We start from the raw sequence: 25,899 nt of genomic DNA on the forward strand, positions 1-25,899 counted from the left end.
GTGCGACATAATGCGAAAGATTTGCATTATGTGTAAAGGGCGTGGCTGTAAATATTTCTAGTCTGTAGATGAAAGATTGCAGTCCGGATCTGCGCCTTGAAGCATTTCCATCCCCCGACAGGCGCGGACCCGGCAGCGCTTTTTGAAACCTTCAGAGAATGAGGGCCTTGCTGCGCTGTGCCTGCTTCAGGTACGCCCCCAGCTCCCGGGCCGGAAGGGGCTTGCTGTAGTAGTAGCCCTGACCTTCGTGGCAGCCCTCGGAAATGATGTAGGCCTCTTGCTCGACCGTCTCGACCCCTTCGGCGATCACCTGCATCCCCAGGCTTTTGCCCAACTGGATGATGGCCCGGACGATGGTTGCGTCGTCTTCGTCTTCGAGCAGGTCCTGGACGAAGCTCTTGTCGATCTTGATCTTGTCCAGCGGCAGGCTCTTGAGGTAACTCAGGGACGAATAGCCGGTGCCGAAATCATCGATGGCTATCAGCGCGCCGGAACGGCGCAGGCTCAGCAAATGCTGGGCGGCGGTGGTGATGTCTTCCATCAGGCCGGTTTCGGTGACCTCCAGTTCCAGGCTGCGGGGCGGCAGGCGGTACCTTTGCAACAGGTTGTTCACCACTCGGGGCAGTTCGGCGTGATGCAGTTGCACGGTCGATAGGTTGACGGCCATGCGCAACTCGATGAAGCCCTGGTCATGCCATTCGCGCAGTTGCTTGCAGGCCTGGTCCAGTACCCATTCGCCGATGGCGATGATGGTGCCGTTCTGCTCGGCCAAGGGAATGAACAGGTCGGGTGGCACGAAGCCGTGCTCCGGGTGATGCCAGCGGATCAGGGCTTCGGTACCCACCACGCGCAGGTCGCGGTAGCTGATCTGTGGCTGGTACGCCAGGGTGAACTGATCCCGGACCAAGGCCTCGCGCAGGTCTTTTTCCAGCTCGCGGCGTCGGCGCATTTCGCTGTCGACACTGGCAATGTAGAACTGGTAGCGATTGCGCGAGCGGGTCTTGGCCAGTGTCATGGTCTGCTCGGCTTTCTGCAGCAGCTTCTCCGTATTGCCGCCATCTTCAGGGAAAAGAGTGATACCGATGGTGGCCCGCAAACGGATGTCATGATCGTCGAGGGCGAAGGGGGCTTCCAGGTCATCGAGGATGCTCTGGGCCAATTCGGCGGCTTCATAAGGCTGTTCGATGTCGGCCTGGACCAGGGCGAACTGATCGCCCCCCAATCGCGCCAATGCCCCCAGGCGTCCGCTGTGGGCCCGCAGCCGATCGGCCAGGGCCAGTAGCAACTGGTCGCCGGTCTGGTAGCTGAATTGTTCGTTGATGCCCTTGAAATCATCCAGGCCCACGCACAGCACCGCCACCCGACGTTGCAAGCGGCCAGCATCCACCAGGATCTTGTCCAGCTGCTGCTGGAGTTGCTGGCGGTTGGGCAGGCCGGTGAGAAAGTCGTATTGCGCCATTCTCAGCAGGCTGTTTTCCGCTTCGTGGCGCAGGTGCGTGTTGCGCTCGATAGAGGAAAGCAACTGGTTGGCCGTGTTGATCCACAGACCCAGCTCGTTCTGCTCATGGCCTCGCAGCAGCGGAATCTGGTGTTCGCTGGGGCGGTCGGGGTTGATTTCGGTCAGGTGTTCGATGATGCGCGACAGCGGCTTGGTCAGCATCCAGTGATAGACCAGGTACAGCACCAGGCCCATCGCCAGGGCCCGCAGCATGCCGGAAATAAAGATGACCACCGAGCTCACAATGAAACTGTGTCCGTAGCTGGCCGTATCGAGGGTGATGCTCAGGTCGCCGTAGTATTCGCTGAACGGACCGCGACCCACCAGTTGCGTAGTAAAAGTACGTTCCTTGTCCAGGATGAGGTCGGTCAGCCAGCGGCTTTTCGAATCCTGCAGGGGCCGGGTCTTTTCCGCGAGCATGGTTTCGCGAGGGTGACCGATGGAGGCCATGCGGACGGCTTTGTCCTGGAACAGTCCTTCGATCACTTGCATGCCCATTTCCCGATCGAGGCTGTAGACGGCCTGGGTCGAAGGATCGCGGAACATATCGAGGATTCGCAGGGCGTCGTTGGTAACGGCCTGGTTGGTTTTGTAGGCATCGAACACGATCTGAGCGCAGCTCAAGATCATGCCGACGATCAATGCCGAGATGAGCACGACCCGGAGCAACTTCACAGACAAGCTGTTCTTTAATTCCAGCTTCAAAGAGGGATTCCTTGTACCGTGCGGGTAGCGTCAAGTTGCCATGAGTATTGGCAATCCTGTGATGTCAGTCAAAGGGACAATCGAACACAGGGAGTTTCGCCTGGAACATGGCCGATATACGGTTCTTTCAGAGTGATTGCTCTATGGTCTTTATGTCGGTTGGGAGGGGGCGCAACTTGAGCCCGCGGGGGATTTTTTGTCGGGATTCGGACGTGAGGTCGTTTCCAGCGTTCCGATAGCCGGGCCCTTTCCCGTCGGGCAAAAAAGAACCCGGCAGGTGCCGGGTTCTTTTGGGCTGGAGCGCGAATCAGGCGGTGAAGGTCTTGCCTTCGAACTGCTCGGCCACGAATTTCCAGTTGACCAGGTTCCAGAACGCTTCGACGTATTTCGGACGAAGGTTGCGGTAGTCGATGTAGTAAGCGTGTTCCCAGACATCGCAGGTCAGCAGCGGGGTGTCGCCGCTGGTCAGCGGGTTGCCGGCGCCGATGGTGCTGGCCAGGGCCAGGGAACCGTCCGCTTTTTTCACCAGCCAGCCCCAGCCGGAACCGAAGGTGCCGATGGACGTCTTGCTGAACTCTTCCTTGAACTTGTCGAACGAACCGAAGGCCTTGTTGATGGCTTCGGCCAGCGCACCGGTAGGTTCGCCGCCGGCGTTAGGGGCCAGGCAGTTCCAGTAAAAGGTGTGGTTCCAGACCTGAGCGGCGTTGTTGAAGATACCGCCCGAGGAAGTCTTGACGATTTCTTCCAGGGTCTTGCCCTCGAACTCGGTGCCTGGCACCAGGTTGTTCAGGTTCACGACGTAGGTGTTGTGGTGCTTGTCGTGGTGGAATTCCAGAGTTTCTTTGGAGATGTGCGGCTGCAGTGCATCGTGTGCGTAGGGCAGCGGCGGCAATTCGAAAGCCATGGTGATTCTCCTAATCAGGTCAGTTGCGGTGAGCGCAAGGCCGATCACGGGCGGCCGGACAAGCGCCGGGGAGTTTATACTCCTTGCGGCGCAAGACCCGGATCATAGCACCGGGGGTGCGGCATAACCACGCAACAACTGTGTGGAATAGAGGTTCCAGAGCGGTTTGCAATAATCAGCCGGCGACGATCAATTGCACCGCCACGGTAAACATCATCACCGCCACGAGCACGTCCAATACCCGCCATGTCGTGGGCCGGGCCAGCCACGGGGCGAGCCAGGCGGCCCCCAGGGCCAGAGTGAAGAACCATAACAGCGAAGCACTGGCCGCCCCCACGACGTAAGCGCCAGGGACGCTTTGCTGGGCGCCGAGGGAGCCGATCAGCAACACGGTGTCCAGATACACGTGTGGGTTGAGCAGTGTCACCGCCAATGCGCTGAGCAGTACCGCCCGCAGTGAGCGCACGGCTTGTTTGCCGCCTTCCTGCAGGCTCTGTTTCGAACAGGCCCGGCGCAACGCCAGACTGCCGTACCAGAGCAGGAACGCCGCGCCGCCCCAACGGGCGATCGACAGCAGCAGCGGGCTCTGGGCCAGCAGCGTCGCCAGCCCGAAGACCCCGGCCATCACCAGCAAGGCATCGCAGGTGACGCACAGGGCGGCCACCGGCAAATGGTATTCGCGACGCAGGCTCTGGGCCAGGACAAAAGCATTCTGGGCACCGATGGCCATGATCAGGCCGAGGGCCACCAACAAGCCGTTCACATAGCTTTGCCACATCATTACTTCTCCGCGAGGTGTTGAATGCTGGTCATTCTCCGGTGCGACGCGGTATAAGAAAAACAAATCCTACTGATTGCTCATTAGAGGAACTGATGTTCGATTACAAATTGCTTTCCGCTCTGGCGGCGGTGGTCGAGCAAGCCGGTTTCGAGCGGGCCGCCCAAGTACTTGGTTTGTCGCAATCGGCCATTTCCCAGCGCATCAAGTTGCTGGAGGCGCGGGTCGGGCAGCCGGTACTGATACGCGCCACGCCGCCGGCGCCTACCGAGATCGGTCGGCGTTTGCTCAACCATGTGCAGCAAGTGCGTCTGCTGGAGCGCGACTTGCAAAGCCAGGTCCCGGCGCTGGATGAAGAGGGAGTGCCCGAGCGCTTGCGCATCGCCTTGAACGCCGACAGCCTGGCGACCTGGTGGGCGGCCGCGGTGGGTGATTTTTGTGCCGAGCATCATTTGCTGATGGATCTGGTGGTCGAGGACCAGACCGTCGGCCTCAAGCGCATGCGCGCCGGTGAAGTGGCGGCGTGTGTCTGCGCCAGTGAGCGTCCGGTGGCTGGTGCCCGTAGCGTATTGCTCGGGGCCATGCGCTACCGGGCCCTGGCCAGCCCGGCGTTCATCGCCCGGCATTTCCCCAACGGTGTGCGCGCCGATCAATTGGCCCGTACCCCGGCGCTGGTGTTCGGCCCGGACGACTTTCTCCAGCATCGCTACCTGGCCTCCCTGGGGGTGGAAGGTGGTTTCGAGCACCATCTTTGCCCGTCGTCGGAAGGCTTCATTCGTCTTGCCGAGGTCGGGCTTGGCTGGGGGCTGGTGCCTGAGCTGCAGGTGCGTGAACAACTGGCTCGGGGCGAGTTGGTGGAATTGTTCGCAGATAAACCGATCGATGTGCCGTTGTACTGGCATCATTGGCGCAATGGAGGGCAGTTGCTCGGTTCATTGACCGATCGATTGATCCGCACCTGCGGCCAGTCGCTGGTGCCTTGGAGGCCGCGTTAAGCGTCAAGCCGCTTGCGGCGTTGAGATTAACCTGCAACGGGGGCTCGCAGCCCGTCGCTGCACTTGTTGGGAGTATTCATGAAGATTCTGGTCACCGGCGCAAGCGGCTTCATTGGTGGACGCTTCGCGCGTTTCGCCCTGGAGCAGGGCCTGGATGTACGGGTCAACGGACGCCGGGCCGAGAGTGTGGACCACCTGGTGCGTCGCGGCGCGCAGTTCGTACCCGGGGACTTGAGCGATCCACTGCTGGCTCGCGACCTCTGCCTGGATGTCGAGGCCGTGGTGCATTGCGCTGGTGCGGTGGGGCTGTGGGGGCGCTATCAGGATTTTCACCTGGGCAATGTCCAGCTCACCGAGAATATCGTCGAGGCATGTCTCAAGCAGAAGGTCCGGCGCCTGGTCCACTTGTCGTCGCCGTCGATCTATTTTGATGGCCATGATCACCTTGGGTTGACCGAAGACCAGGTGCCCAAACGCTTTAGACATCCTTACGCGACAACCAAGTACCTGGCCGAGCAGAAGGTCTTCGGTGCCCAGGAGTTTGGCCTCGAAGTGCTGGCCCTGCGGCCGCGCTTCGTGACCGGGGCCGGTGACATGAGCATTTTCCCACGGCTGTTGAAAATGCAGCGCAAGGGGCGGTTGGCCATTGTCGGCAACGGTTTGAACAAGGTGGACTTCACCAGCGTGCAGAACCTCAACGAAGCCTTGCTCAGCAGTCTGCTGGTGACCGGCTCGGCCCTGGGCAAGGCCTATAACATCAGCAACGGGGCGCCGGTTCCGCTGTGGGATGTGGTCAATTATGTGATGCGCCGGATGGACGTTCCGCAAGTGCGGCGTTACCGTTCCTACGGATTGGCCTACAGCGTCGCCGCCTTGAACGAAGGCATATGCAAGCTATGGCCGGGCCGTCCCGAACCGACGTTATCGCGCCTGGGCATGCAGGTCATGAACAAGCATTTTACCCTGGACATCGGCCGGGCCCGGCATTATCTCGATTACGATCCGCAGGTCAGCCTGTGGACGGCTCTCGATGAGTTCTGCAGTTGGTGGAAAGGCCGCTGATCGGCCCATCATGAACCGAGTGCCGGGTTCGGGGTCAATCGGTGCGGCGGGCGAGGGGGTTATACTCGCCGCATCATGCCATTACCGGTTTCCCAAAGGTTGAACCCATGCCCATGCGTAACGATGCCAACGACGACTTCGATGATGTACCGAGCCTGCGGATGCGGGCCGACATTCCCGATGACGAGGACTTTTTGTCCAACCGCCCGCCCCACGTACAAGCGCGTACGGCGCCCGTTGCGGCCGCCAGGGTCAAGGGGCCCAGCACCGGACCGCTGTGGGCACTGGTCGGCGCATTGTTGTGTGCGCTCGGCTTCCTGGCGTGGTGGAGTTTCCAGCAGATTTCCCTGATGGAACAGCAGTTGGTGGCCACCCAGGAAAGCTTCGCCCGGATCAGTGAGGACGCGGCGGGGCGCTTGCAGGACATTTCCGGCAAGGTGGTTGCCGGCCAGTCCAATGTCATGAGCGACAGCGAAGCCTTGAAATTGCAGGTCAAGCAACTGGACAGCAAGCTGCAGGAGCAGGCCCGGCTGTTCGAGAGCAAACTGCAGGAGCAATACCGGCAGTTGCAAGGCGCGTTCGGTCCGTCCGCTGACCTGGACAAGGAACTGGCCCAACTGATTGCACAGGGCACTGAACAGCAGAACATCAACACGCAGCTGCAAGCCACCAACAAAGAGCTCCAGACCCAGCTCAAGGCGCTGGCGGCTGAAGTCACCACTCTTAAAAACCAAGGAGAGGGCGGCGCCCTGGATGCTCAGCTCAAGAGCATCGGTGCCGATATCACCGCGTTGAAAAGGGCCACCTCCAACTCCGCCATCGATCGCCTGGAGCAGGACATCATCGTGCTCAAGAGTCAGCAGGACAAAGGCGGCAGTACCGCCGAGTTCGACGCCTTCCGCGGCCAGGTCACCCGCAATATCAACACCCTGCAGGCGCAGATTCAGCATTTGCAGCAACAACTCAGCGCCCGGGGCCAATAGTTCCTTTGTGGGGGCGAGCCTGCTCTCGATAGTGGTCTGTCTACAGGTAGTGACTGGCAGGACGCCATCGCGAGCGGGCTCGCGAAGGCGTCCTGCCAGACAACCCCTAATTCCCTGAATACTTCTACATCGCCTCCACGCCGTCTACGCTTTTGAAACATCAAAACGAACGGGGGCGCGCGCATGGGGTTTCTTCGCAGGACGACCGGGTTGGTCGCAATGCTATTGCTGGGGCTGGCATCGGCACACGCTGCGACAGCAGATGATGGCCAGGCAGCCAAGGCTCTGCTGGAAAAGGCCTTGGCCTATTACCGCGACAATGGCGACAAGGCGTTTGCCGCCTTCAGTCGCCAAGGGGAATTCGTCGATCAGGATCGCTATGTGTTCGTGGTGGACACCCAAGGAGTGATGCTCGCCAGCGGCGGGCCATCGTCGGCGCTGATCGGGCGAGACGTTTCCGAAGTGCTGGGCCCGGATTTGCGCAAGGCCTTCAAAGACGCCCTGAAGACCCCCGAAGCCAGTGGCATTCAACAAGCCGAGTACCGTTGGCAAAACTGGGCGGACGGCAGGGTCGAGCGCAAGCATGTGTATTTCCAACGGGTCGGCGAGCGGATCCTGGCGGTCGGCTACTACCTGCCACGGGCTTCCGCCGAACAGGCCAGGGCGCTGCTGGACAAGGCTTCAAGCGACTTGCTGACGAACGAGAAGAGCACGTTGACGGCAATCAACTCCCTCAAGGGCGGCTACTTGCAGGATGACCTGTACGTGTTCATTGTCGACCTCGATACCCGTCGGTACGTCGCTCATGGCACCAATCTGCGGTTGATCAACACCGACTTTGCCAAGATCAAGGACCCCGATGGCAAGCCGGTGGGGGAACCGATCCTGGCCCTGATCGGCAAGCATAATGCGGGAGAGTATGAATATCGGTGGAAGAATCCGGTGACCGGCAAGGTCGAGGACAAGCACGCGTACCTGAAGAAGGTCGGGCATTTCCTGGTGGCGGTGGGGTATTACAGCCCTTGAGGCCCGCGTTTCTGTGTTAGGCGCATTTGCAAAGAAGCCCGCATCGCTGCGGGCTTCTTGTTTGGCTCAAGGCAATCAGCCCGCCACCAACACCCGGATCGCTTCCAACCGCAGCGCGGCCTTTTCCAGCATCGCCAGGCCTTGCTCGCGCTGTTGACGCAGGGCCACCAGCTCACTGTCGCGCACGGTCGGGTTGACTGCTTGCAGGGCAGTCAGGCGCGCCAGTTCCTCGTCGGTGTCGGCCGCCAGACGGTGCTGGGCCTGCGCCACGCGTTCGGCGTGACGTGGGGCGACCTTTTCTTCACCGGCATTGATGCGCGGGGTGAGCTGATCACGCTGGGCCTGGATGAACTTGTTGGCGCTGGCGCGGGGTACGCTTTCGAGCTGGTCGTTCAAGGTCTCGAACGAAACCCGGGCAGCCAGGTCGTTGCCATTGGCGTCCAGCAGACAACGCAAGGCGGCCGGCGGCAGGTAGCGGCCCAATTGCAACGAGCGTGGGGCAACCACCTCGCTCACATAGAGCAGTTCCAGCAACACGGTCCCAGGCTTGAGGGCCTTGTTCTTGATCAACGCCACGGCGGTGTTGCCCATGGAACCGGACAGCACCAAGTCCATGCCGCCTTGCACCATCGGGTGCTCCCAGGTGATGAATTGCATGTCTTCGCGAGACAGCGCCTGGTTGCGATCGTAGGTGATGGTCACGCCTTCGTCGTCGCCCAGCGGGAAGCTGGCGTCGAGCATTTTTTCGCTCGGCTTGAGAATCAGCGCGTTGTCCGAATGGTCCTCGCTGTCGATGCCGAACGCATCGAACAGGGTTTCCATGTAGATCGGCAGGGCGAACTGATCGTCCTGTTCGAGAATGGCCTCCACCAGTGCATCGCCTTCGCCGGCGCCACCGGAGTTGAGTTCCAGCAGGCGGTCGCGACCGGTGTGCAACTCGGCTTCCAGACGCTCGCGCTCGGCACGGGCTTCGTCGATCAGCGCCCGCCATTCGCCATCGTCGGCTTCTTCCAGCATCGGCAGCAGGCGCGGGCCGAACTGATGCTGCAAGGCGTTGCCGGTCGGACAGGTGTTGAGGAATGCGTTCAGGGCTTCGTGGTACCACTGGAACAGCCGCGCCTGGGGACTGGTTTCCAGGTAGGGCGCATGCAGCTCGATGGTGTGTTTCTGGCCGATCCGGTCCAGGCGACCGATACGTTGTTCCAGCAGGTCCGGGTGCGCCGGCAAATCGAACAGCACCAGGTGGTGGGCGAACTGGAAGTTGCGGCCTTCGCTGCCGATTTCCGAGCAGATCAGCACCTGGGCGCCGAACTCTTCATCGGCGAAATAAGCGGCAGCGCGGTCGCGCTCCAGGATGCTCATGCCTTCGTGGAACACCGTGGCCGGAATGCCGGAACGCACGCGCAGGGCGTCTTCCAGGTCCATGGCGGTTTCGGCGTGGGCACAGATCACCAGCACTTTGGTGCGCTTGAGCATTTTCAGGGTGTCGATCAGCCACTCGACACGCGGGTCGAAACGCCACCAGCGCTCTTCGTCACTGGCGTCCGGCTGGGCCTGGAAACTGACCTCGGGGTACAGTTCGGCGTGATCGCCCAAAGGCAATTCCAGGTATTGGTCCGGGCATGGCAGCGGATAGGCGTGCAGCTTGCGTTCCGGGAAACCTTGCACCGCGGCGCGGGTGTTGCGGAACAGCACACGGCCGGTGCCGTGTCGGTCCAGCAGTTCGCGTACGAGGCGGGCACTGGCTTCGACATCGCCGTCATTGACGGCGGTCAGCAAGGCTTCGCCTTCGTTGCCCAGGAAGCCGTGGATGGTCTGGTGGGCTTCGGGCGACAGGCGGCCCTTGTCCAGCAATTCCTGCACGGCCTCGGCCACCGGGCGATAGTTCTCGCTTTCGGCGCGGAAGGCCTTGAGGTCATGGAAACGGTTCGGATCCAGCAGCCGCAGACGGGCGAAATGGCTGTCCTGGCCCAGTTGCTCCGGCGTCGCGGTCAGCAGCAACACGCCCGGGATCGTCTCGGCCAGCTGTTCGACCAGCGCGTATTGCGGGCTGACCTGATCCTCATGCCATACCAGGTGATGGGCTTCATCGACCACCATCAGGTCCCAGCCGGCGGCGAACAGCGCGTCCTGGGCCTTTTCGTCCTCGACCAGCCACTCCAGGGCCACGAGGGCCAGCTGAGTGTCTTCGAACGGGTTGCTCGCATCGCTCTCGATGAAACGTTCTTCATCGAACAGCGCGACCTGCAAGTTGAAACGCCGACGCATTTCCACCAGCCACTGGTGCTGGAGGTTTTCCGGCACCAGGATCAGTACACGGCTGGCGCGCCCGGACAACAGTTGGCGGTGAATGACCAGGCCGGCCTCGATGGTCTTGCCCAGGCCCACTTCGTCTGCCAGCAGCACGCGCGGAGCAATCCGGTCGGCCACTTCACGGGCAATGTGCAACTGGTGGGCGATTGGCTGGGCCCGGACGCCCCCCAGGCCCCAGAGCGGGGACTGCAATTGGCGACTGGTGTGCTCAAGGGTGTAGTAGCGCAGGGAGAACCAGGCCAGCGGGTCGATCTGGCCGGCGAACAGGCGGTCGCTGGCCAGGCGGAACTGGATGAAGTTCGACAGCTGTGTTTCCGGCAGGGTCACGACTTCGTTCTGCCCGTTGAGACCGTGGTAGACCAGCAATCCATCGACGTCGTCGACTTCCCGGACGGTCATTTTCCAGCCTTCGAAATGAGTGATCACATCGCCGGGCGAGAACCGTACACGGGTGAGGGGCGCATTCCGTAGCGCGTACTGGCGGGTGTCGCCAGTGGCCGGATAGAGCACGGTCAACAAGCGACCGTCCTGTGCCAGGACGGTGCCTAAACCCAGCTCCGCTTCGCTGTCACTGATCCAGCGTTGCCCCGGTTGATACTGCTGCGCCATGCTGCCTGACTCCCGCCTTGAAAAAGCCGGCTATCTTAACGGATTGATCCCCCAGACCAAAGGAAATACGCACGCACCGACCGGGGTATCGACAGGTTCCGGCCAACCGGTTCCATGGAACTTAATCCGGCTTGGTGATCAAACAAGCTTGTGTCTGTTTTGTATTAATGCCAACCGGGTCACAAGTTTCAGACCGGCGGTTCAAGCTGCCTGCCTTGCAGCCGACAACCTGAAGACAGGAGATTGTTATGTTGCCACCCACGCTCCCCTTGAGCGCCGTACCGATTACCGCTCAACAGGATCCGATCCGTCAGCGACCGGATATTCCGCCCGTGGTCCCGGTACAGCAAAGCTCCAGCGAAACGACCATCGATCTGCAAAAGCGCGATCCGGAAGAAGCCGCGCTGTTGTTGCGCGAGGAGCAGCGTCGCCAGCAAGAGCGCGACAGGCGTCGACGCGAAGCCGATGAAGACCCCGAAGAACACCTGGCGGTACCTGGCACCGAACTGAATGCCGATAAAACCGTGCCCGTGGTGCCACTGGTGGAAGGCGAGACACGTCAGGGGCTATGGGTCGATATCCAGATCTGATTTCGGTTTTGCGACGAAGGCAGACTGGTCAACGCGGCCCAGACCCAGCATCATGGATGCATTCGCAATCCACTGCATGATTCCGGACGCCATGAGCCAAGACGACAAGCTGATCGACCTCAGCGCCGAACGCGCCAAGCGCGTTCACGACCTCAACGAAAAACGCCTCAATGAAGTTCGCCAGGCTTTCGAGCAGGCCATGCCTCTGGGCAAGCCCGCAAAGAAATCCAAGAACAAGCCGAAAAAGCGCTGACTCTCTCCGTTCCATTGACACAGATCAGTTATTTCCCTGCCTTTTCGCTCAACTGCGAGCGTTATTGACCCCGGTCAATTCTCATCCAGGCCTGATTGGTTAACTTGAACCCATCGCAACAGGGGCAAGACCAGGAGGCCCGTCATGTTTCTAGATAATGTGGTGTTTGCCGGGATACTGACGGTCGGCCTCATGTTCGTATTCTTCGCCGTATTTGGATTATTCATCTGGAAAGACGCACATAAGCGCAGAAAGCCATAGACCTTTCCAGCTGCAACGAGCACGCAAGGCATTTTGGGCGACTTCGGTCGCCCTTTTTTTTGCAGTTTTTCTGCTTCGACACGAAACCACTGTGGTAGCGAGCCTGCTCGCTCCCACAGCAGGAAAGTCTTGAGTATAAAAAAAGGTGCGACCCGCCAGGATCGCACCTTTTTCGTGAGCGGCTGGAATCAGCTGACGATGGCTTTGGACGCCAGCCAGAACAACGCGGCCGACAGGCCCACCGTTGCCGGCAGGGTCAGCACCCAGGCCAGCAGGATGTTGCGTACCGTGCCGCCTTGCAGGCCGCTCTTGTTCGCGACCATGGTGCCGGCCACGCCGGAGGACAGCACGTGGGTGGTGGACACCGGCAGGCTGAAGATATTCGCCATGCCGATCATGCAGGCGGTGGTGATCTGCGCCGACATGCCCTGGGCGTAGGTCATGCCTTGCTTGCCGATCTTCTCGCCAATGGTGAGCACCACACGTTTCCAGCCAACCATGGTACCCAGGCCAAGGGCCAGGGCGACGGCCAGGATCACCCAGAACGGAGCGTATTCGGTGGTGGCGGTCAGGTCCTTGCGCAGTTTGTTCAGGTCGTCCTTCTCACGCGCGGCCAGGCCAGGGAGCTTGCCCACTTTCTTCGCCGTATCGTCCAGGCAGAGCAGGTAGCGACGCACCTCGATGCGCTTTTCCGACGGCAGCGAGTGATAGTCCGCCACGCCCTTCAGGGTATCGAGCAGCGCATTGATGGTCGGTTCGGTCTGCTGCGGATTGCAGCGGAATTTTTCGGGCAGATCGCCGTTCACGCTCTTGCCCAGCGCGAGGTATTCGCCCAGGGATTCGTTGTTGCGCTGGTAGAACTGGCTCAGGTGCAGCGTTGCGTCGCGGGTGCGTTCGATCTGGTAGGTGGTGCTGTTCAGATCAAGGACGAACTGCGCTGGGACGATACCGATCAGCACCAGCATGATCAGGCCGATACCTTTCTGACCGTCGTTGGAGCCGTGTACGAAGCTGACGGCCATGGCCGAAATCACCAGCACCAGGCGGTTCCAGAATGGTGGATGTTTCTTGTCGTCGATCTTGCGGCGCTGTTCCGGCGTCTTGTGCATCTTGGACAGCGGACGCCACCATTTCAGGCCGATCAGCACCAGGGCGGCAATCAGGAAGCCAGCCATGGGCGAGAACACCAGGGAAGCGCCGATATCGATCGCTTTCTGCCAGTTCACGCCGTCGGCCAGCGCAATATCGTTGATCAGCGCGTTGGCCAGGCCGACGCCGAGGATGGATCCGATCAACGTGTGGGAGCTGGATGCCGGGATACCGAAGTACCAGGTGCCCAGGTTCCAGGTAATGGCCGCTGCAAGCAGTGAGAACACCATGGCCAGGCCGTGGCCGGTGTTCACATTGATCAGCAGTTCCACCGGCAGCAAGTGCACGATGGCATAAGCCACGCCCACGCCACCCAGCAGCACGCCGAGGAAATTGAATACACCGGAAAAGAACACCGCCAGGTGAGGCGGCATGGCTTTGGTGTAGATAACAGTGGCAACCGCGTTAGCGGTGTCATGAAAGCCGTTGATGAACTCGAAGGCGAGGACAAAAGCCAGGGCGAGCAAGAGGCTCACAAGCACCCAAGCATCCAGTCCGCTGAATAAATCGATCATGAAGGTTTTCTGACCCGGTCGTAAGGGGGCGCGATTATGCCAGAAAACCTCGTAAATCGATGCACTCCCTGCTCATCGGTAGCATTCTTCTGCGAAATAATTTGTAGGAAAGCTTTTCGGGCAAGGTGTTCGGTGGTGGGCGCAACCCCTTGATTCGGGGATGAAAAGCAAGCCGGGCAGGGCGATTCTCGCCGCTTGAGTGAGGTACCAAGGGCCGTGTGAAATATCTGAAAGGCGGATCGCTGGTCGGCGATCCTCCTCCATGGCATGAGACGGCGGCCCGCTCTTGATGGGCTACCGGTATCGGTATCCAGCCCGGGTATTGGCCAGACACTGTTGCTCAGGAACATCAGGCCAGGCGTGTCATCGCTCTTCGGCCCGGAGTTCTTTTTCCATTTTCTGCAGTTCCTGGGTAAAGGCCTGATCCTGAACAGTGGCGCGTTTACGCCAGGGTTTGCGTTCCGGTTCAGGTTGGGCGGCGTAGGTGGTGATTTCCCCGCCGTAAACTTCCTTGTAACGTTGTTCCTGGCGCTCAAGTTCCGCGCGCAGTTCGTCTTTCGTCACAGTATTACCTAATAAAGTGAAATGAATCTGGTGATACGCACTGCATAAGATATGCAGACGGCCACGGCACCAGAGCTGACAGCTGACGTAGCATCAGGGCTTCGTGTTGTTGCCGACACAGGGGAAGCAGCCTTGAAGGTGCTTCGGATACCTGTTCCGGTACCCGCAATCCATATGCCTTGGTACCCCTCGGGCGGTAGCGGTCGATTGCCGTACCGTCCTGAAGTGCATTATAGCGACCCGCTCGAAGAACACTATCGGGAAAATTGAATTGATCGTTATTGTGTGAACCAATGTTTGTATATGTAAGTTATGGCAATTAGATTGCAAACGATTGCAACGGCTGACGATATCCTGACGCCATTGAAGACGACAAGTTCAACATTTGGCCTGCACTAGTCCCGAATAGAATCCTTTACTCATATGAGAGTTTTATCCCGGCCTGGATAGACGAAGCATGGCCGACGCATGCCAATTGCGATTATCGCCCGTGGGTTCGATAATCGAACGGTCTTGCCCGCTCGAGCCTTGTCTGCCTGCCGGGCAGGCGTATGTAATAGTTGCCATTTCCGGGGAAGCACAGATATGAACGACCAATTGCGCAGCGCCTTCTCTTCGGTCGCGCCACCGATCGTCGCCTCGCCGGCCAAACGGATCCAGGCCCTGACCGGTGATCCGGACTTCATGACGTCCCTGGCCCGTGGTCTGGCTGTAGTCCACGCCTTCCAGGAGCGCAAGCGGCACCTGACCATCGCGCAGATCAGCCATCGCACCGAGATTCCCCGTGCAGCTGTCCGGCGTTGCCTGCATACGTTGATCAAGCTTGGCTATGCCACGACCGATGGGCGCACCTACTCGTTGCTGCCTAAAGTGCTGACCCTCGGCCATGCCTACTTGTCATCGACGCCACTGGCCGTTTCCGCCCAGCCCTACCTGGACCGCATGAGCGAGCAGCTACACGAGGCCTGCAACATGGCGACACTCGAAGGCGACGATATCCTCTACATTGCCCGCTCGGCCACCACTCAGCGGTTGATCTCCGTGGATTTGTCCGTTGGCGGTCGGCTGCCTGCCTACTGCACTTCAATGGGCAGGATTCTCCTGGCCGCCCTGGATGACGCATCCTTGCGTGACTATCTCGACCATGCCGACTTGCAGGCCAAGACCAGTCGGACCCTGCACACACCCGAAGCCCTGCTTGAATGCCTGCAGCAGGTGCGGCAGCAGGGCTGGTGCATAGTCGACCAGGAACTGGAGCAAGGCCTGCGTTCGATTGCCGTGCCGGTCTACGACGCATCCGGCCAAGTGGTGGCGGCGCTGAATGTCAGTACCCATGCCGGTCGGGTTAGCCGTACAGAGCTGGAACAGCGTTTCCTGCCAGGCTTGTTGGCGGCCAGCCGCGACCTGAGTGCGCAGCTGTTCACTTAAGCCGTTCGATAAACGCACACAGTCGCCTCCGGCGAATTGACGGTATTTGTCTGGGCTCATTAATGTCGCGGCAGCGTCATCCGGCGCGGTCACCCGCTCTGCCGGTGAAGGGCGACCCGACACAATAATAATGAGAGACACGATGAATCAGCCCCAGATCTCCGTAGGCAACTGCCTCGATGTGCAATCCTTCATCAATGCCCAGCCGATCTCGCGCTACCAATGGCGGGTGGTGATTCTCTGTTTCCTGATTGTTTTCCTGGACGGTCTCGACACGGCCGCCATGGGGTTCATCGCCCCGGCCCTTTCCCAGGACTGGGGCATCGACCGCGCCAGTCTCGGCCCTGTGATGAGTGCAGCGCTGATCGGCATGGTGTTCGGCGCCCTGGGCTCCGGGCCGTTGGCTGACCGCTTCGGGCGAAAAGTGGTATTGGTGGGCGCGGTCGTGCTGTTCGGCGCCTTCAGCCTGGCGTCGGCCTACAGCACCAACGTGGACCAACTGTTGGTGCTGCGCTTCCTGACCGGCCTGGGCCTGGGGGCCGGGATGCCCAACGCCACCACCTTACTTTCTGAATACACCCCGGAACGCAAGAAATCGCTGCTGGTCACCAGCATGTTCTGTGGCTTCAACCTGGGCATGGCCGGCGGCGGGTTCATCTCGGCCAAGCTGATCCCGGCCTTCGGTTGGCACAGCCTTCTGCTCATCGGCGGAATCCTGCCGTTGATCCTCGCCGTGGTGTTGCTGTTCTGGCTGCCGGAATCTGCGCGTTACCTGCTGGTGCGCAATCGCGGCACCGATAAAGTACGCAAGGCCCTGGCGCCGATCGAGCCGGTCACCATCGCCCAGGCGGCGAGCTTCAGTGTGCCCGAGCAGAAAACCGTAAAGGCCCGCAATGTGCTGGCGGTGATTTTCTCCCGCACCTGTAGCGCCGGTACGCTGCTGCTCTGGCTGACCTATTTCATGGGGTTGGTGATCGTTTACCTGCTGACCAGTTGGTTGCCGACCCTGATGCGCGACAGTGGCGCAAGCATGGAGCAGGCCGCCTTCATCGGAGCGTTGTTCCAATTTGGTGGGGTGTTGAGTGCGGTCGGCGTGGGTTGGGCGATGGATCGGTTCAATCCGCACAAGGTGATCGGACTTTTCTATTTGATGGCCGGGATATTTGCCTACGCGGTGGGGCAGAGCCTGGGCAACATCACCTTGCTGGCCACCCTGGTGCTGGTGGCCGGCATGTGCGTCAACGGCGCGCAATCGGCGATGCCTTCCCTGGCGGCGCGCTTCTACCCAACCCAGGGCAGGGCCACCGGCGTGTCGTGGATGCTCGGCATCGGTCGGTTCGGCGCAATCCTGGGGGCCTGGATGGGCGCAACCCTGTTGGGCCTGGGCTGGAATTTCGAGCAGGTGCTGACGGCCCTGGTCATCCCCGCGGCGCTGGCGACTGGCGCGGTGGTCATCAAGGGCATGGTCAGCCATGCGGATGCGACCTGAATCAAGAACTTGATTTTGTGGAAGCGGGCTTGCTCGCGAAGGCGGCGTGTCAGTCGCGTATGCATAACTGACCCACCGTTTTCGCGAGCAAGCCCGCTCCCACAGGATTTCGTTTCGTTGGGCTAATCGTTAGCCAAACAACAATCCGTTCGATAACCGAACACTCAGTCGATTATCGGATTGTTTGGCCTTTTTCCTCGACTTAATCTTCAGTCATTCAGGCGCTTGACCTCGCGCCTTTTTCTTCATGTCGGTCCACTGGAAAACGGAGCCTGCCCCCATGGCTGAAATCCTTTCGCTGCACGACGCGGTGAAGCAGTTCGTCAATGACGGTGACACCGTCGCGCTTGAAGGCTTCACCCACCTGATTCCGACGGCGGCGGGTCATGAAATCATTCGTCAGGGCAAGAAAGACCTGACGCTGGTGCGCATGACCCCTGACTTGATCTATGACCAGTTGATCGGCGCCGGCTGTGCTCGCAAGTTGATTTTTTCCTGGGGCGGTAACCCAGGGGTAGGGTCGCTGCACCGGCTGCGCGATGCCGTGGAAAAACAGTGGCCACATCCGATGGAAATCGAAGAGCACAGCCACGCCGACCTCGCCAATGCTTACGTCGCCGGGGCTTCCGGCCTGCCGTTCGCGGTATTGCGGGCCTACGCCGGTTCCGACTTGCCGAAGGTCAACCCGTTGATCAAAAGCGTGACCTGTCCCTTCACCGGAGAAGTCCTGGCCGCCGTGCCCTCCGTGCGCCCTGACATTACGGTGATCCATGCCCAGAAAGCCGACCGTAAGGGCAACGTGTTGCTCTGGGGCATTCTCGGTGTGCAGAAGGAAGCCGCCCTGGCCGCCAAGCGCTGCATCGTCACGGTGGAAGAAATCGTCGACGACCTCGATGCACCGATGAACGCCTGCGTACTGCCGACCTGGGCGTTGAGCGCCGTATGTCATGTGCCAGGCGGCGCTCACCCGTCCTACGCCCACGGCTACACCGAGCGTGACAACCGTTTCTATCAGGCGTGGGACCCCATCGCACGGGATCGTGGGACGTTTACCGCCTGGATCGACGAATTCATCCGTGGCACCCGGGATTTCAGTGAGTTCCAGTTCCGGCTGGCGGCCACTTCGGAGGCGAAGCAATGACGTATTCCACCAACGAAATGATGACTGTCGCGGCGGCCCGTCGCTTGAAGAACAACGCCGTGTGTTTCGTGGGCATCGGTCTGCCGTCGAAAGCGGCCAACCTGGCGCGACTGACCTCGTCGCCGGATGTGGTGCTGATCTACGAGTCCGGTCCGATCGGCGCCAAGCCGAGTGTCCTGCCGCTGTCTATCGGTGACGGTGAGCTGGCGGAAACCGCCGACACCGTCGTGCCGACCGGTGAGATTTTTCGCTATTGGTTGCAGGGCGGGCGCATCGACGTCGGTTTTCTCGGCGCAGCGCAAGTCGACCGTTTCGGCAACATCAACACCACGGTGGTGGGCGACTACTATCAACCGAAAGTCCGCCTGCCGGGTGCCGGTGGCGCGCCGGAAATCGCCGGGTCCGCCAAGAGCGTACTGATCATCCTCAAGCAGTCGGCGCGGTCATTTGTCGACAAGCTGGACTTCATCACGTCGGTCGGTCACGGCGAGGGAGGCGACTCGCGCAAACGGCTGGGTCTGCCGGGTGCCGGTCCCGTGGGCATCATCACCGACCTGTGCATCATGGAGCCGGAAGCCGGCACCCATGAATTCGTGGTCACATCGCTGCACCCTGGCGTGACCCGCGAGCAAGTCATTGCCGCCACCGGTTGGGCGATCCGTTTCGCCGATCAGGTGGACACCACCGTCGAACCGACCGAAGTGGAGCTGCGCGCCTTGCGCGACCTTGAAGCTCGCACTGCGGCGGCCCACGGCCAGGCACCGGGAGAAGCCTGATGCGCGACGTTTATATCTGTGACGCGATTCGAACCCCCATCGGCCGCTTTGGCGGCGGACTGTCCGCTGTGCGGGCCGATGACCTGGCGGCCGTCCCGATCAAGGCATTGATGGAACGTAACCCCTCGGTGGACTGGAACGCCGTTGACGAAGTGTTTCTCGGCTGCGCCAACCAGGCCGGCGAAGACAACCGCAACGTGGCGCGCATGGCACTGCTGCTGGCGGGCCTGCCGGAAAGCATTCCCGGCGTGACCCTCAACCGTCTCTGCGCCTCGGGCATGGATGCTATCGGCACGGCGTTCCGGGCCATCGCCAGCGGTGAGATGGACCTGGCGATTGCCGGCGGCGTGGAATCGATGTCTCGTGCGCCCTTCGTAATGGGCAAGGCCGATGCGGCGTTCTCGCGCAACATGAAGCTGGAAGACACCACCATAGGCTGGCGTTTCATCAATCCGTTGATGAAGGCCCAGTACGGTGTGGACGCGATGCCCCAGACCGCCGATAACGTCGCTGACGATTACGCAGTGTCCCGCGCCGACCAGGATGCATTCGCCCTGCGCAGTCAGCAGCGCACGGCGGCGGCCCAGGCAGCGGGATTTTTCGCCGAGGAAATCGTCCCGGTGCGCATCGCCCACAAGAAAGGCGAAACCGTGATCGAGCAGGACGAGCATCCTCGTGCCGACACCACGCTGGAAGCGCTGAGCAAGCTCAAGCCGGTCAACGGCCCGGACAAGACCGTCACAGCAGGCAACGCCTCGGGGGTGAATGATGGCGCGGCGGCGCTGATCCTGGCGTCGGCCGAAGCGGTGCAAAAACATGGCCTGACAGCTCGCGGCAGAGTCCTGGGCATGGCCAGCGCTGGCGTGGCGCCGCGGGTGATGGGCATCGGCCCGGTGCCCGCGGTGCGCAAATTGACCGAACGCCTGGGCTTGGCGGTCGCCGACTTCGACGTGATCGAGCTCAACGAAGCCTTTGCCAGCCAGGGCCTGGCGGTGTTGCGTGAACTGGGGCTGGCGGACGATGCGCCGCAGGTCAATCCGAACGGCGGCGCCATCGCCCTGGGCCATCCGCTGGGCATGAGTGGGGCGCGGCTGGTGCTGACCGCCTTGCATCATCTGGAAAAGACCGGCGGCAGGAAAGGGCTGGCGACCATGTGCGTCGGTGTAGGCCAGGGCCTGGCATTGGCAATCGAACGCGTCTGACACGTCGTTCTACTAATAAGAAATCGAGGAATGCTTCATGACTGACAAGCCTGGTTATCGTCGCCCTCAAGCGGGCACCCAGCCGGAGTATCTGCATCCGCCGTACCAGTCCACCAACCTGCGCTCGCCGTCCAAGCCGTTGGTGCACCTGCCTCACTCGCTATCGGAAATCACCGGCCCGACTGTAGGCGCCGACCGCCTGCACGAGAAAGACAACGACCTGACCGCCCAGCATGCCGGCGAGCCTTTGGGGGAGCGGATCATCATTCACGGGCGCGTGCTGGACGAGAACGGCCATCCCGTGCCGGGCATTCTGGTGGAGATCTGGCAGGCCAATGCCGCCGGTCGCTACCATCATGACCGCGACAAGCATGACGCACCGCTGGACCCGAACTTCACCGGCACCGGCCGCACCGTCACCGATGCCGATGGCTGGTATCAGTTCCAGACCATCAAGCCCGGCGCTTACCCGTGGGGCAACCATCACAATGCCTGGCGCCCGGCGCATATCCATTTCTCGTTATTCGGGCCGAGTATTCTGACGCGCCTGGTGACGCAGATGTATTTTCCTGGCGACCCGTTGCTGGCCTACGATCCGATCTATAACTGCGTGCCGGACACGAGCGCCAAGGAGCGCTTGATCGCTCGCTTCGACCTGGAAAAAACCGTTCCCCACTACGCCCTCGGTTATCGCTGGGACATCGTCTTGCGCGGCCGCGAAGCCACGCCGATGGAGAAATAAGATGACGCTTACCGCCACTACCTCCCACACCGTCGGCCCTTACTACCACATCGGCCTGACCTGGCTGAATCGCGAAGACATGACCGCGGCCCAGACCCTCGGTCAGCGCGTGACAATCACCGGGCAGGTCATTGACGGCAACGGCGAGTTCGTCAACGACGCCATGCTGGAAGTCTGGCAAGCCAATGCCGCCGGTAAGTATGCCCATCCGGAAGATGACCAGGACAAACCCCTGGACCCGCACTTCGAAGGCTTCGGTCGGGTGCCGGTGGACGCCGAAGGGCGTTTTCGTTTCACCACCATCAAGCCCGGTACCGTGCCAGGGCTGGGCGGGACGACCCAGGCACCGCACCTGGTGGTGCTGGTGTTCGCCCGTGGCCTGGTCAAGCATCTGCTGACACGCATCTATTTCGATGGCGAGCAGGCCAACGAGAGCGATCCGCTGCTGGCCTGCGTGCCGGAAGAACGCCGCGCGACTATCGTGACCAAGCCCGATGCATCGGGTGTGTACCAATGGAATGTGGTGTTGCAGGGGACAGATGCCGAAACGGTGTTCTTCGATTACTGAGTCGATGCTGAGATTGCATCGCGGGCAAGCCTTGCTCCCACAGAGAGAGGGGGCGTTCAATCCCAAGTGGAGGTTGGAACCCTGTGGGAGCAAGGCTTGTCCGCGATGGGGCCAGCACAGGCAACGCCTGTTTGTGGAACGGGACTGTTACAGGGTGTGTCTAGACCTTGTCAGTCCCTAACGAGTGAATAATCCATGACCACCCTAACCACTCACTACACCGGCGAAGAACGCAGCAAGCGCATCTTCGCCATTGTCGGTGCCTCATCCGGCAACCTGGTCGAATGGTTCGACTTCTACGTCTATGCGTTCTGCGCGATCTATTTCGCTCCGGCGTTCTTCCCGTCCGACAACCCTACGGTGCAACTGGTCAACACCGCCGGTGTGTTCGCCGCCGGGTTTCTGATGCGCCCCATTGGCGGGTGGATCTTCGGGCGGGTGGCGGACCGTCACGGGCGCAAGAATTCGATGATGATCTCGGTGCTGATGATGTGCTTCGGCTCATTGCTCATCGCCTGTCTGCCCACTTATAAGGACATTGGCGTCTGGGCCCCGGTGCTGCTGTTGTTCGCCCGCTTGTTGCAAGGCTTGTCGGTGGGTGGCGAGTACGGCACCACCGCCACTTACATGAGCGAAGTCGCCCTCAAGGGCCAGCGCGGTTTCTTTGCCTCGTTCCAGTACGTGACGCTGATCGGCGGCCAGTTGCTGGCGGTGTCGCTGGTGGTGATCCTGCAGCAGTTTCTCAACGAAGATGAACTGCGCGCCTACGGCTGGCGGATCCCGTTCGTGGTCGGGGCCGTGGCGGCGTTGATCTCGTTGTTCCTGCGTCGCTCCCTTAAGGAAACCAGCAGCAAGGAGATGCGCGAGAACAAGGACGCCGGCAGCATCGCCGCGTTGTTTCGCCACCACAAGGCAGCCTTCATCACCGTGCTGGGTTACACCGCCGGTGGTTCGCTGATTTTCTACACCTTCACCACCTACATGCAGAAATACCTGGTGAACACCGCCGGCCTGCACGCCAAGACCGCCAGTTACATCATGACCGGCGCGCTGTTCCTTTATATGTGCATGCAGCCGTTGTTCGGCATGCTCGCCGACCGGATCGGCCGACGTAATTCCATGCTCTGGTTCGGTGCCCTGGGGGCGTTGTGCACGGTGCCGATCCTGCTGACCCTCAAAAGCATCAGCAGCCCATTCCTGGCTTTCATCCTGATCACCCTGGCATTGGCGATCGTCAGCTTCTACACCTCCATCAGCGGTTTGGTAAAAGCCGAGATGTTTCCACCCGAAGTGCGGGCGCTGGGGGTAGGGTTGGCTTACGCGGTGGCGAACGCGGTGTTCGGTGGTTCGGCCGAGTACGTCGCCCTGAGCCTGAAAGCCCAAGGCATGGAAAACGCATTCTACTGGTATGTCACGGTGATGATGGTCGTGGCGTTCCTGTTCAGCCTGCGCCTGCCGAAGCAACCGGCGTATTTGCATCACGACCTTTAAGTAAGCCACCAAGGACTGTTTATGAGCCAACGACCGGGCAATCAGTTGTTCGATGCCTACTTCACCGCCCGCGATATGCGCGAGGTGTTCTGTGATGCGGGGCGGGTGCAGGCCATGCTCGACGTCGAGGCGGCACTGGCCCGGGCAGAGGCGCGGGTCGGGCTGATTCCCGAGAGGGCGGTGGCGCCAATCGAGAAGGCCTGTCGTGCCCAGCTGTATGATTTTTCAGCGTTGGGCGAGGCGATTGCCAGCGCGGGCAATTCGGCGATTCCATTGGTCAAGGCGCTTGGCAAGCGCATTGCCAGCGAGAACGCCGAGGCTGAGCGTTATGTGCATCTGGGCGCTACCAGCCAGGACGTGATGGACAGCGGCCTGATCCTGCAACTGCGCCAGGCGCTGGAACTGATCGAAGGTGAGCTGAAACAACTGGCGATCACCCTGGCTCGACAGGCCGAGCGCTACGCCGCCACGCCGCTGGCCGGACGCACTTGGTTGCAGCATGCGACGCCAGTGACCCTCGGCATGAAAATCGCCGGGTGGCTGGGGGCGATCACTCGCGGTCGTCAGCGCTTGAGCGAACTCAAGCCGCGTTTGCTGGTGCTGCAATTCGGCGGCGCGTCCGGAACGCTCGCCGCGTTGGGTGAGCACGCGCTGCCCGTCGCCGAAGCCTTGGCCGCCGAGCTGCAACTGAACCTGCCGGAACAACCGTGGCACACCCAGCGTGATCGCTTGGTGGAGTTCGGCTCAATGCTGGGCTTGATCGCCGGCAGCCTGGGCAAACTGGGGCGCGACATCAGCCTGTTGATGCAGACCGAGGCCGCTGAAGTCTTCGAGCCGTCGGCGCCGGGCAAGGGTGGCTCATCGACCATGCCGCACAAGCGCAACCCGGTGGGCGCGGCGGTGCTGATCGCCGCGGCGACGCGGGTGCCTGGCCTGGTGTCGACGCTGTTCAGCGCCATGCCCCAGGAACACGAGCGCAGCCTGGGTCTGTGGCACGCGGAATGGGAAACCCTGCCGGAGATCTGCTGCCTGGTGTCCGGCGCCTTGCAACAGGCGCGGCTGCTGGTCGAAGGACTGGAAGTGGACGAGGCGCGTATGGCTCGAAATCTCGAACTGACCCAGGGGCTGGTGCTGGCCGAGGCGGTAAGCATCGTCCTGGCCCAGCGGGTCGGACGCGACACTGCCCATCATCTGCTGGAGCAGTGTTGCAAGCGCGCCGTCACCGAACAGCGGCATTTGCGCGCTGTGCTGGGGGACGAATCCCAGGTGACCGCGCAGGTGTCCGCCGCTGAGCTCGATCAATTACTCGACCCCGCTCATTACCTCGGCCAGGCCCGGACCTGGGTCGCCCGAGCGGTGGCCGAACACGTTGCCCTTAACGCCTGAAAGGAGATGGTTGTGGGATTCGTCAAACTCGCCGAGGGCGAACTGCATTACTCATTCGACGGGCCGCAAGACGCCCCGGTGCTGCTGCTCTCCAACTCGTTGGGCACCAACCTGCACATGTGGGACGAACAGGTCGCGGCGTTCGGCGAGCACTTTCGCGTGCTGCGTTTTGACACGCGTGGTCATGGCCGGTCATTGGTGACCGAAGGCCCGTACAGCATCGAGCAACTGGGCCGCGATGTGCTGGCGATGCTCGATGCCCTGAACCTCGATAAGGTGCATTTCTGCGGCTTGTCCATGGGGGGGCTGATCGGCCAGTGGCTGGGGATCAATGCCGGCGAACGGTTGAATAAGTTGGTGGTTTGCAACACGGCGGCCAAGATCGGTGACCCGTCGGTGTGGAACCCGCGCATCGAAACCGTGTTGCGCGATGGCAAGGAGGCGATGGTTGCGTTGCGCGATGCTTCGATTGCCCGTTGGTTTACGCCAGACTTCGCCGAGGCTCATCCAGAGAAGGCCAAAAAGATCACCGATATGCTCGCCGCCACCTCGCCCCAGGGCTATGCCGCCAACTGCGCGGCGGTACGCGATGCCGATTTTCGTGAGAAATTGTCGTCGATCCGTGTGCCGCTGCTGGTGATCGCGGGCACTGAAGACGCCGTGACACCGCCGGCGGGCGGGCACTTTATCCAGGAGCGGGTCAGCGGGGCGCAGTACGCCGAGTTCCGTGCCGCTCACCTTTCCAATGTCCAGGCCGGCGCTGCGTTCAGCGCTCGAGTACTGGATTTCCTGCTCGGCGCCTGAGGAGTTTTCTGTGGACGAGAAACAACGTTACGACGAAGGCATGCAAGTGCGCCGCGCGGTGCTGGGTGATGCCCATGTCGACCGCAGCCTCACGGCCTTGAACGAGTTCAACAGCGAGTTCCAGGAGATGATCACCCGCCACGCCTGGGGCGACATCTGGACCCGCCCGGGCCTGCCGCGCCACACCCGCAGTCTGATCACCATCGCCATGCTGATCGGCATGAACCGCAACGAAGAACTCAAGCTGCACCTGCGCGCCGCTGCCAACAACGGCGTGAGCCGCAGCGAGATCAAGGAAGTGATCATGCAGAGCGCCATCTACTGCGGCATCCCGGCGGCCAATGCGACCTTCCACCTGGCCGAGTCGGTGTGGGATGAGCTCGGGATCGAATCCCGAGCATAAGACTGTGCCAACCCACTGTGGGAGCGGGCTTGCTCGCGAAAGTGGTGGATCAGTCGGCGAGGATGCTGAATGTACCTGCGCCTTCGCGAGCAAGCCCGCTCCCACATTGGATTCGGGGTGTTCACAGAGGCTGCGACCACCCTGGGACCCTGTGGAAGCGGGCTTGTTCGCGAAAGCGGTAGGTCAGCTGGCGATGATGTTGGATGTATCGCCGCCATCGCGAGCAGGCTCGCTCCCACACTGGATTCGGAGTGTTCACAAAGG

Annotated in this window: 24 protein-coding genes; 18 read left to right on the forward strand and 6 right to left on the reverse strand. The window is 61.1% G+C overall.

What is annotated here, in order from left to right; all coding sequences use genetic code 11:
• Nucleotides 1–151 precede the first annotated feature (151 nt).
• The 3 genes from AD666_RS00135 to AD666_RS00145 all read right to left on the reverse strand — a co-directional run bounded on the left by AD666_RS00135 (nucleotide 152) and on the right by AD666_RS00145 (nucleotide 3,885).
• Nucleotides 152–2,203: a bifunctional diguanylate cyclase/phosphodiesterase gene (locus tag AD666_RS00135; protein WP_053146257.1), complete on the reverse strand. Its 2,052-nt coding sequence runs from the start codon at nucleotides 2,201–2,203 to the stop codon at nucleotides 152–154.
• A gap of 307 nt (nucleotides 2,204–2,510) precedes the next feature.
• Complete coding sequence (locus AD666_RS00140) at nucleotides 2,511–3,107, reverse strand: superoxide dismutase (protein WP_053146260.1); 597 nt, start codon at nucleotides 3,105–3,107, stop codon at nucleotides 2,511–2,513.
• A 175-nt stretch (nucleotides 3,108–3,282) separates the two neighbouring features.
• The gene (locus AD666_RS00145; protein WP_053146263.1) at nucleotides 3,283–3,885 is read right to left on the reverse strand and encodes a LysE/ArgO family amino acid transporter; all 603 of its coding nucleotides are present in this window, start codon (nucleotides 3,883–3,885) and stop codon (nucleotides 3,283–3,285) included.
• 95 nt (nucleotides 3,886–3,980) lie between these two features.
• On the opposite strand from AD666_RS00145, the gene AD666_RS00150 reads away from it, so the two are divergent.
• The 4 genes from AD666_RS00150 to AD666_RS00165 all read left to right on the forward strand — a co-directional run bounded on the left by AD666_RS00150 (nucleotide 3,981) and on the right by AD666_RS00165 (nucleotide 7,951).
• Nucleotides 3,981–4,880: a LysR family transcriptional regulator ArgP gene (locus tag AD666_RS00150; protein ID WP_053146266.1), complete on the forward strand. Its 900-nt coding sequence runs from the start codon at nucleotides 3,981–3,983 to the stop codon at nucleotides 4,878–4,880.
• Nucleotides 4,881–4,958: 78 nt separating this feature from the next.
• Nucleotides 4,959–5,942, forward strand: coding sequence for an NAD(P)-dependent oxidoreductase (locus AD666_RS00155; RefSeq protein WP_053146269.1), 984 nt, complete (start codon nucleotides 4,959–4,961; stop codon nucleotides 5,940–5,942).
• A 107-nt stretch (nucleotides 5,943–6,049) separates the two neighbouring features.
• Nucleotides 6,050–6,925: a hypothetical protein gene (locus tag AD666_RS00160; RefSeq protein ID WP_053146272.1), complete on the forward strand. Its 876-nt coding sequence runs from the start codon at nucleotides 6,050–6,052 to the stop codon at nucleotides 6,923–6,925.
• Nucleotides 6,926–7,108: 183 nt separating this feature from the next.
• On the forward strand, nucleotides 7,109–7,951 hold the full coding sequence (locus AD666_RS00165) for a cache domain-containing protein (RefSeq protein WP_053146275.1): 843 nt from the start codon (nucleotides 7,109–7,111) through the stop codon (nucleotides 7,949–7,951).
• Nucleotides 7,952–8,026: 75 nt separating this feature from the next.
• Here AD666_RS00165 and rapA read toward each other — a convergent pair whose 3' ends face one another.
• Nucleotides 8,027–10,873: an RNA polymerase-associated protein RapA gene (gene rapA, locus AD666_RS00170; RefSeq protein WP_053146282.1), complete on the reverse strand. Its 2,847-nt coding sequence runs from the start codon at nucleotides 10,871–10,873 to the stop codon at nucleotides 8,027–8,029.
• A 248-nt stretch (nucleotides 10,874–11,121) separates the two neighbouring features.
• Here rapA and AD666_RS00175 point away from each other — a divergent pair, with 248 nt between their 5' ends.
• The 3 genes from AD666_RS00175 to ccoM all read left to right on the forward strand — a co-directional run bounded on the left by AD666_RS00175 (nucleotide 11,122) and on the right by ccoM (nucleotide 11,977).
• Entirely contained in the window at nucleotides 11,122–11,463 is a 342-nt protein-coding gene (locus AD666_RS00175; RefSeq protein WP_053146286.1) for a hypothetical protein, read from the forward strand.
• Between the two features lie 52 nt (nucleotides 11,464–11,515).
• Nucleotides 11,516–11,716, forward strand: a complete 201-nt coding sequence (locus AD666_RS00180) for a hypothetical protein (protein WP_053146289.1) — start codon at nucleotides 11,516–11,518, stop codon at nucleotides 11,714–11,716.
• A 144-nt stretch (nucleotides 11,717–11,860) separates the two neighbouring features.
• Nucleotides 11,861–11,977 (forward strand): cytochrome c oxidase subunit CcoM, encoded by a 117-nt coding sequence (gene ccoM, locus AD666_RS26885; protein ID WP_053146291.1) that lies wholly within the window; start codon nucleotides 11,861–11,863, stop codon nucleotides 11,975–11,977.
• Between the two features lie 188 nt (nucleotides 11,978–12,165).
• On the opposite strand, the gene AD666_RS00190 is transcribed toward ccoM, so the two are convergent.
• A complete protein-coding gene (locus AD666_RS00190; protein ID WP_053146294.1) occupies nucleotides 12,166–13,641 on the reverse strand; it encodes an inorganic phosphate transporter in 1,476 nt (491 codons plus the stop codon).
• A gap of 363 nt (nucleotides 13,642–14,004) precedes the next feature.
• The gene (locus AD666_RS00195; protein ID WP_053146297.1) at nucleotides 14,005–14,205 is read right to left on the reverse strand and encodes a hypothetical protein; all 201 of its coding nucleotides are present in this window, start codon (nucleotides 14,203–14,205) and stop codon (nucleotides 14,005–14,007) included.
• A 585-nt stretch (nucleotides 14,206–14,790) separates the two neighbouring features.
• On the opposite strand from AD666_RS00195, the gene pcaR reads away from it, so the two are divergent.
• The 11 genes from pcaR to pcaC all read left to right on the forward strand — a co-directional run bounded on the left by pcaR (nucleotide 14,791) and on the right by pcaC (nucleotide 25,635).
• Nucleotides 14,791–15,633 (forward strand): pca regulon transcriptional regulator PcaR, encoded by an 843-nt coding sequence (gene pcaR, locus AD666_RS00200; RefSeq protein ID WP_053146300.1) that lies wholly within the window; start codon nucleotides 14,791–14,793, stop codon nucleotides 15,631–15,633.
• A gap of 142 nt (nucleotides 15,634–15,775) precedes the next feature.
• Nucleotides 15,776–17,122, forward strand: coding sequence for an MFS transporter (locus AD666_RS00205; protein WP_053146303.1), 1,347 nt, complete (start codon nucleotides 15,776–15,778; stop codon nucleotides 17,120–17,122).
• Between the two features lie 280 nt (nucleotides 17,123–17,402).
• Nucleotides 17,403–18,263: a CoA transferase subunit A gene (locus tag AD666_RS00210; protein ID WP_053146306.1), complete on the forward strand. Its 861-nt coding sequence runs from the start codon at nucleotides 17,403–17,405 to the stop codon at nucleotides 18,261–18,263.
• Nucleotides 18,260–19,039 (forward strand): CoA-transferase subunit beta, encoded by a 780-nt coding sequence (locus AD666_RS00215; RefSeq protein ID WP_053146309.1) that lies wholly within the window; start codon nucleotides 18,260–18,262, stop codon nucleotides 19,037–19,039. The genes AD666_RS00210 and AD666_RS00215 overlap by 4 nt, the downstream gene beginning before the upstream one ends.
• The gene (gene pcaF / locus AD666_RS00220) at nucleotides 19,036–20,241 is read left to right on the forward strand and encodes a 3-oxoadipyl-CoA thiolase (RefSeq protein ID WP_172679569.1); all 1,206 of its coding nucleotides are present in this window, start codon (nucleotides 19,036–19,038) and stop codon (nucleotides 20,239–20,241) included. The genes AD666_RS00215 and pcaF overlap by 4 nt, the downstream gene beginning before the upstream one ends.
• Nucleotides 20,242–20,278: 37 nt before the next feature.
• Entirely contained in the window at nucleotides 20,279–20,983 is a 705-nt protein-coding gene (gene pcaH, locus AD666_RS00225; RefSeq protein WP_053146314.1) for a protocatechuate 3,4-dioxygenase subunit beta, read from the forward strand.
• 1 nt (nucleotide 20,984) lies between these two features.
• Nucleotides 20,985–21,551 carry a protocatechuate 3,4-dioxygenase subunit alpha gene (gene pcaG, locus AD666_RS00230; protein ID WP_053146317.1) on the forward strand — a complete coding sequence of 189 codons (567 nt, stop codon included), beginning with the start codon at nucleotides 20,985–20,987 and terminating at the stop codon, nucleotides 21,549–21,551.
• Nucleotides 21,552–21,746: 195 nt separating this feature from the next.
• A complete protein-coding gene (locus AD666_RS00235) occupies nucleotides 21,747–23,042 on the forward strand; it encodes an MFS family transporter (protein ID WP_053146322.1) in 1,296 nt (431 codons plus the stop codon).
• Nucleotides 23,043–23,063: 21 nt separating this feature from the next.
• Nucleotides 23,064–24,428: a 3-carboxy-cis,cis-muconate cycloisomerase gene (locus AD666_RS00240; RefSeq protein WP_053146325.1), complete on the forward strand. Its 1,365-nt coding sequence runs from the start codon at nucleotides 23,064–23,066 to the stop codon at nucleotides 24,426–24,428.
• Nucleotides 24,429–24,440: 12 nt separating this feature from the next.
• Nucleotides 24,441–25,232, forward strand: a complete 792-nt coding sequence (gene pcaD, locus AD666_RS00245) for a 3-oxoadipate enol-lactonase (RefSeq protein WP_053146425.1) — start codon at nucleotides 24,441–24,443, stop codon at nucleotides 25,230–25,232.
• Nucleotides 25,233–25,242: 10 nt separating this feature from the next.
• The gene (pcaC, locus tag AD666_RS00250) at nucleotides 25,243–25,635 is read left to right on the forward strand and encodes a 4-carboxymuconolactone decarboxylase (protein ID WP_053146328.1); all 393 of its coding nucleotides are present in this window, start codon (nucleotides 25,243–25,245) and stop codon (nucleotides 25,633–25,635) included.
• Nucleotides 25,636–25,899: the final 264 nt, after the last annotated feature.

It is taken from the genome of Pseudomonas sp. Pf153, assembly GCF_001269775.1.
GTDB classification, from domain to species: domain Bacteria; phylum Pseudomonadota; class Gammaproteobacteria; order Pseudomonadales; family Pseudomonadaceae; genus Aquipseudomonas; species Aquipseudomonas uvaldensis.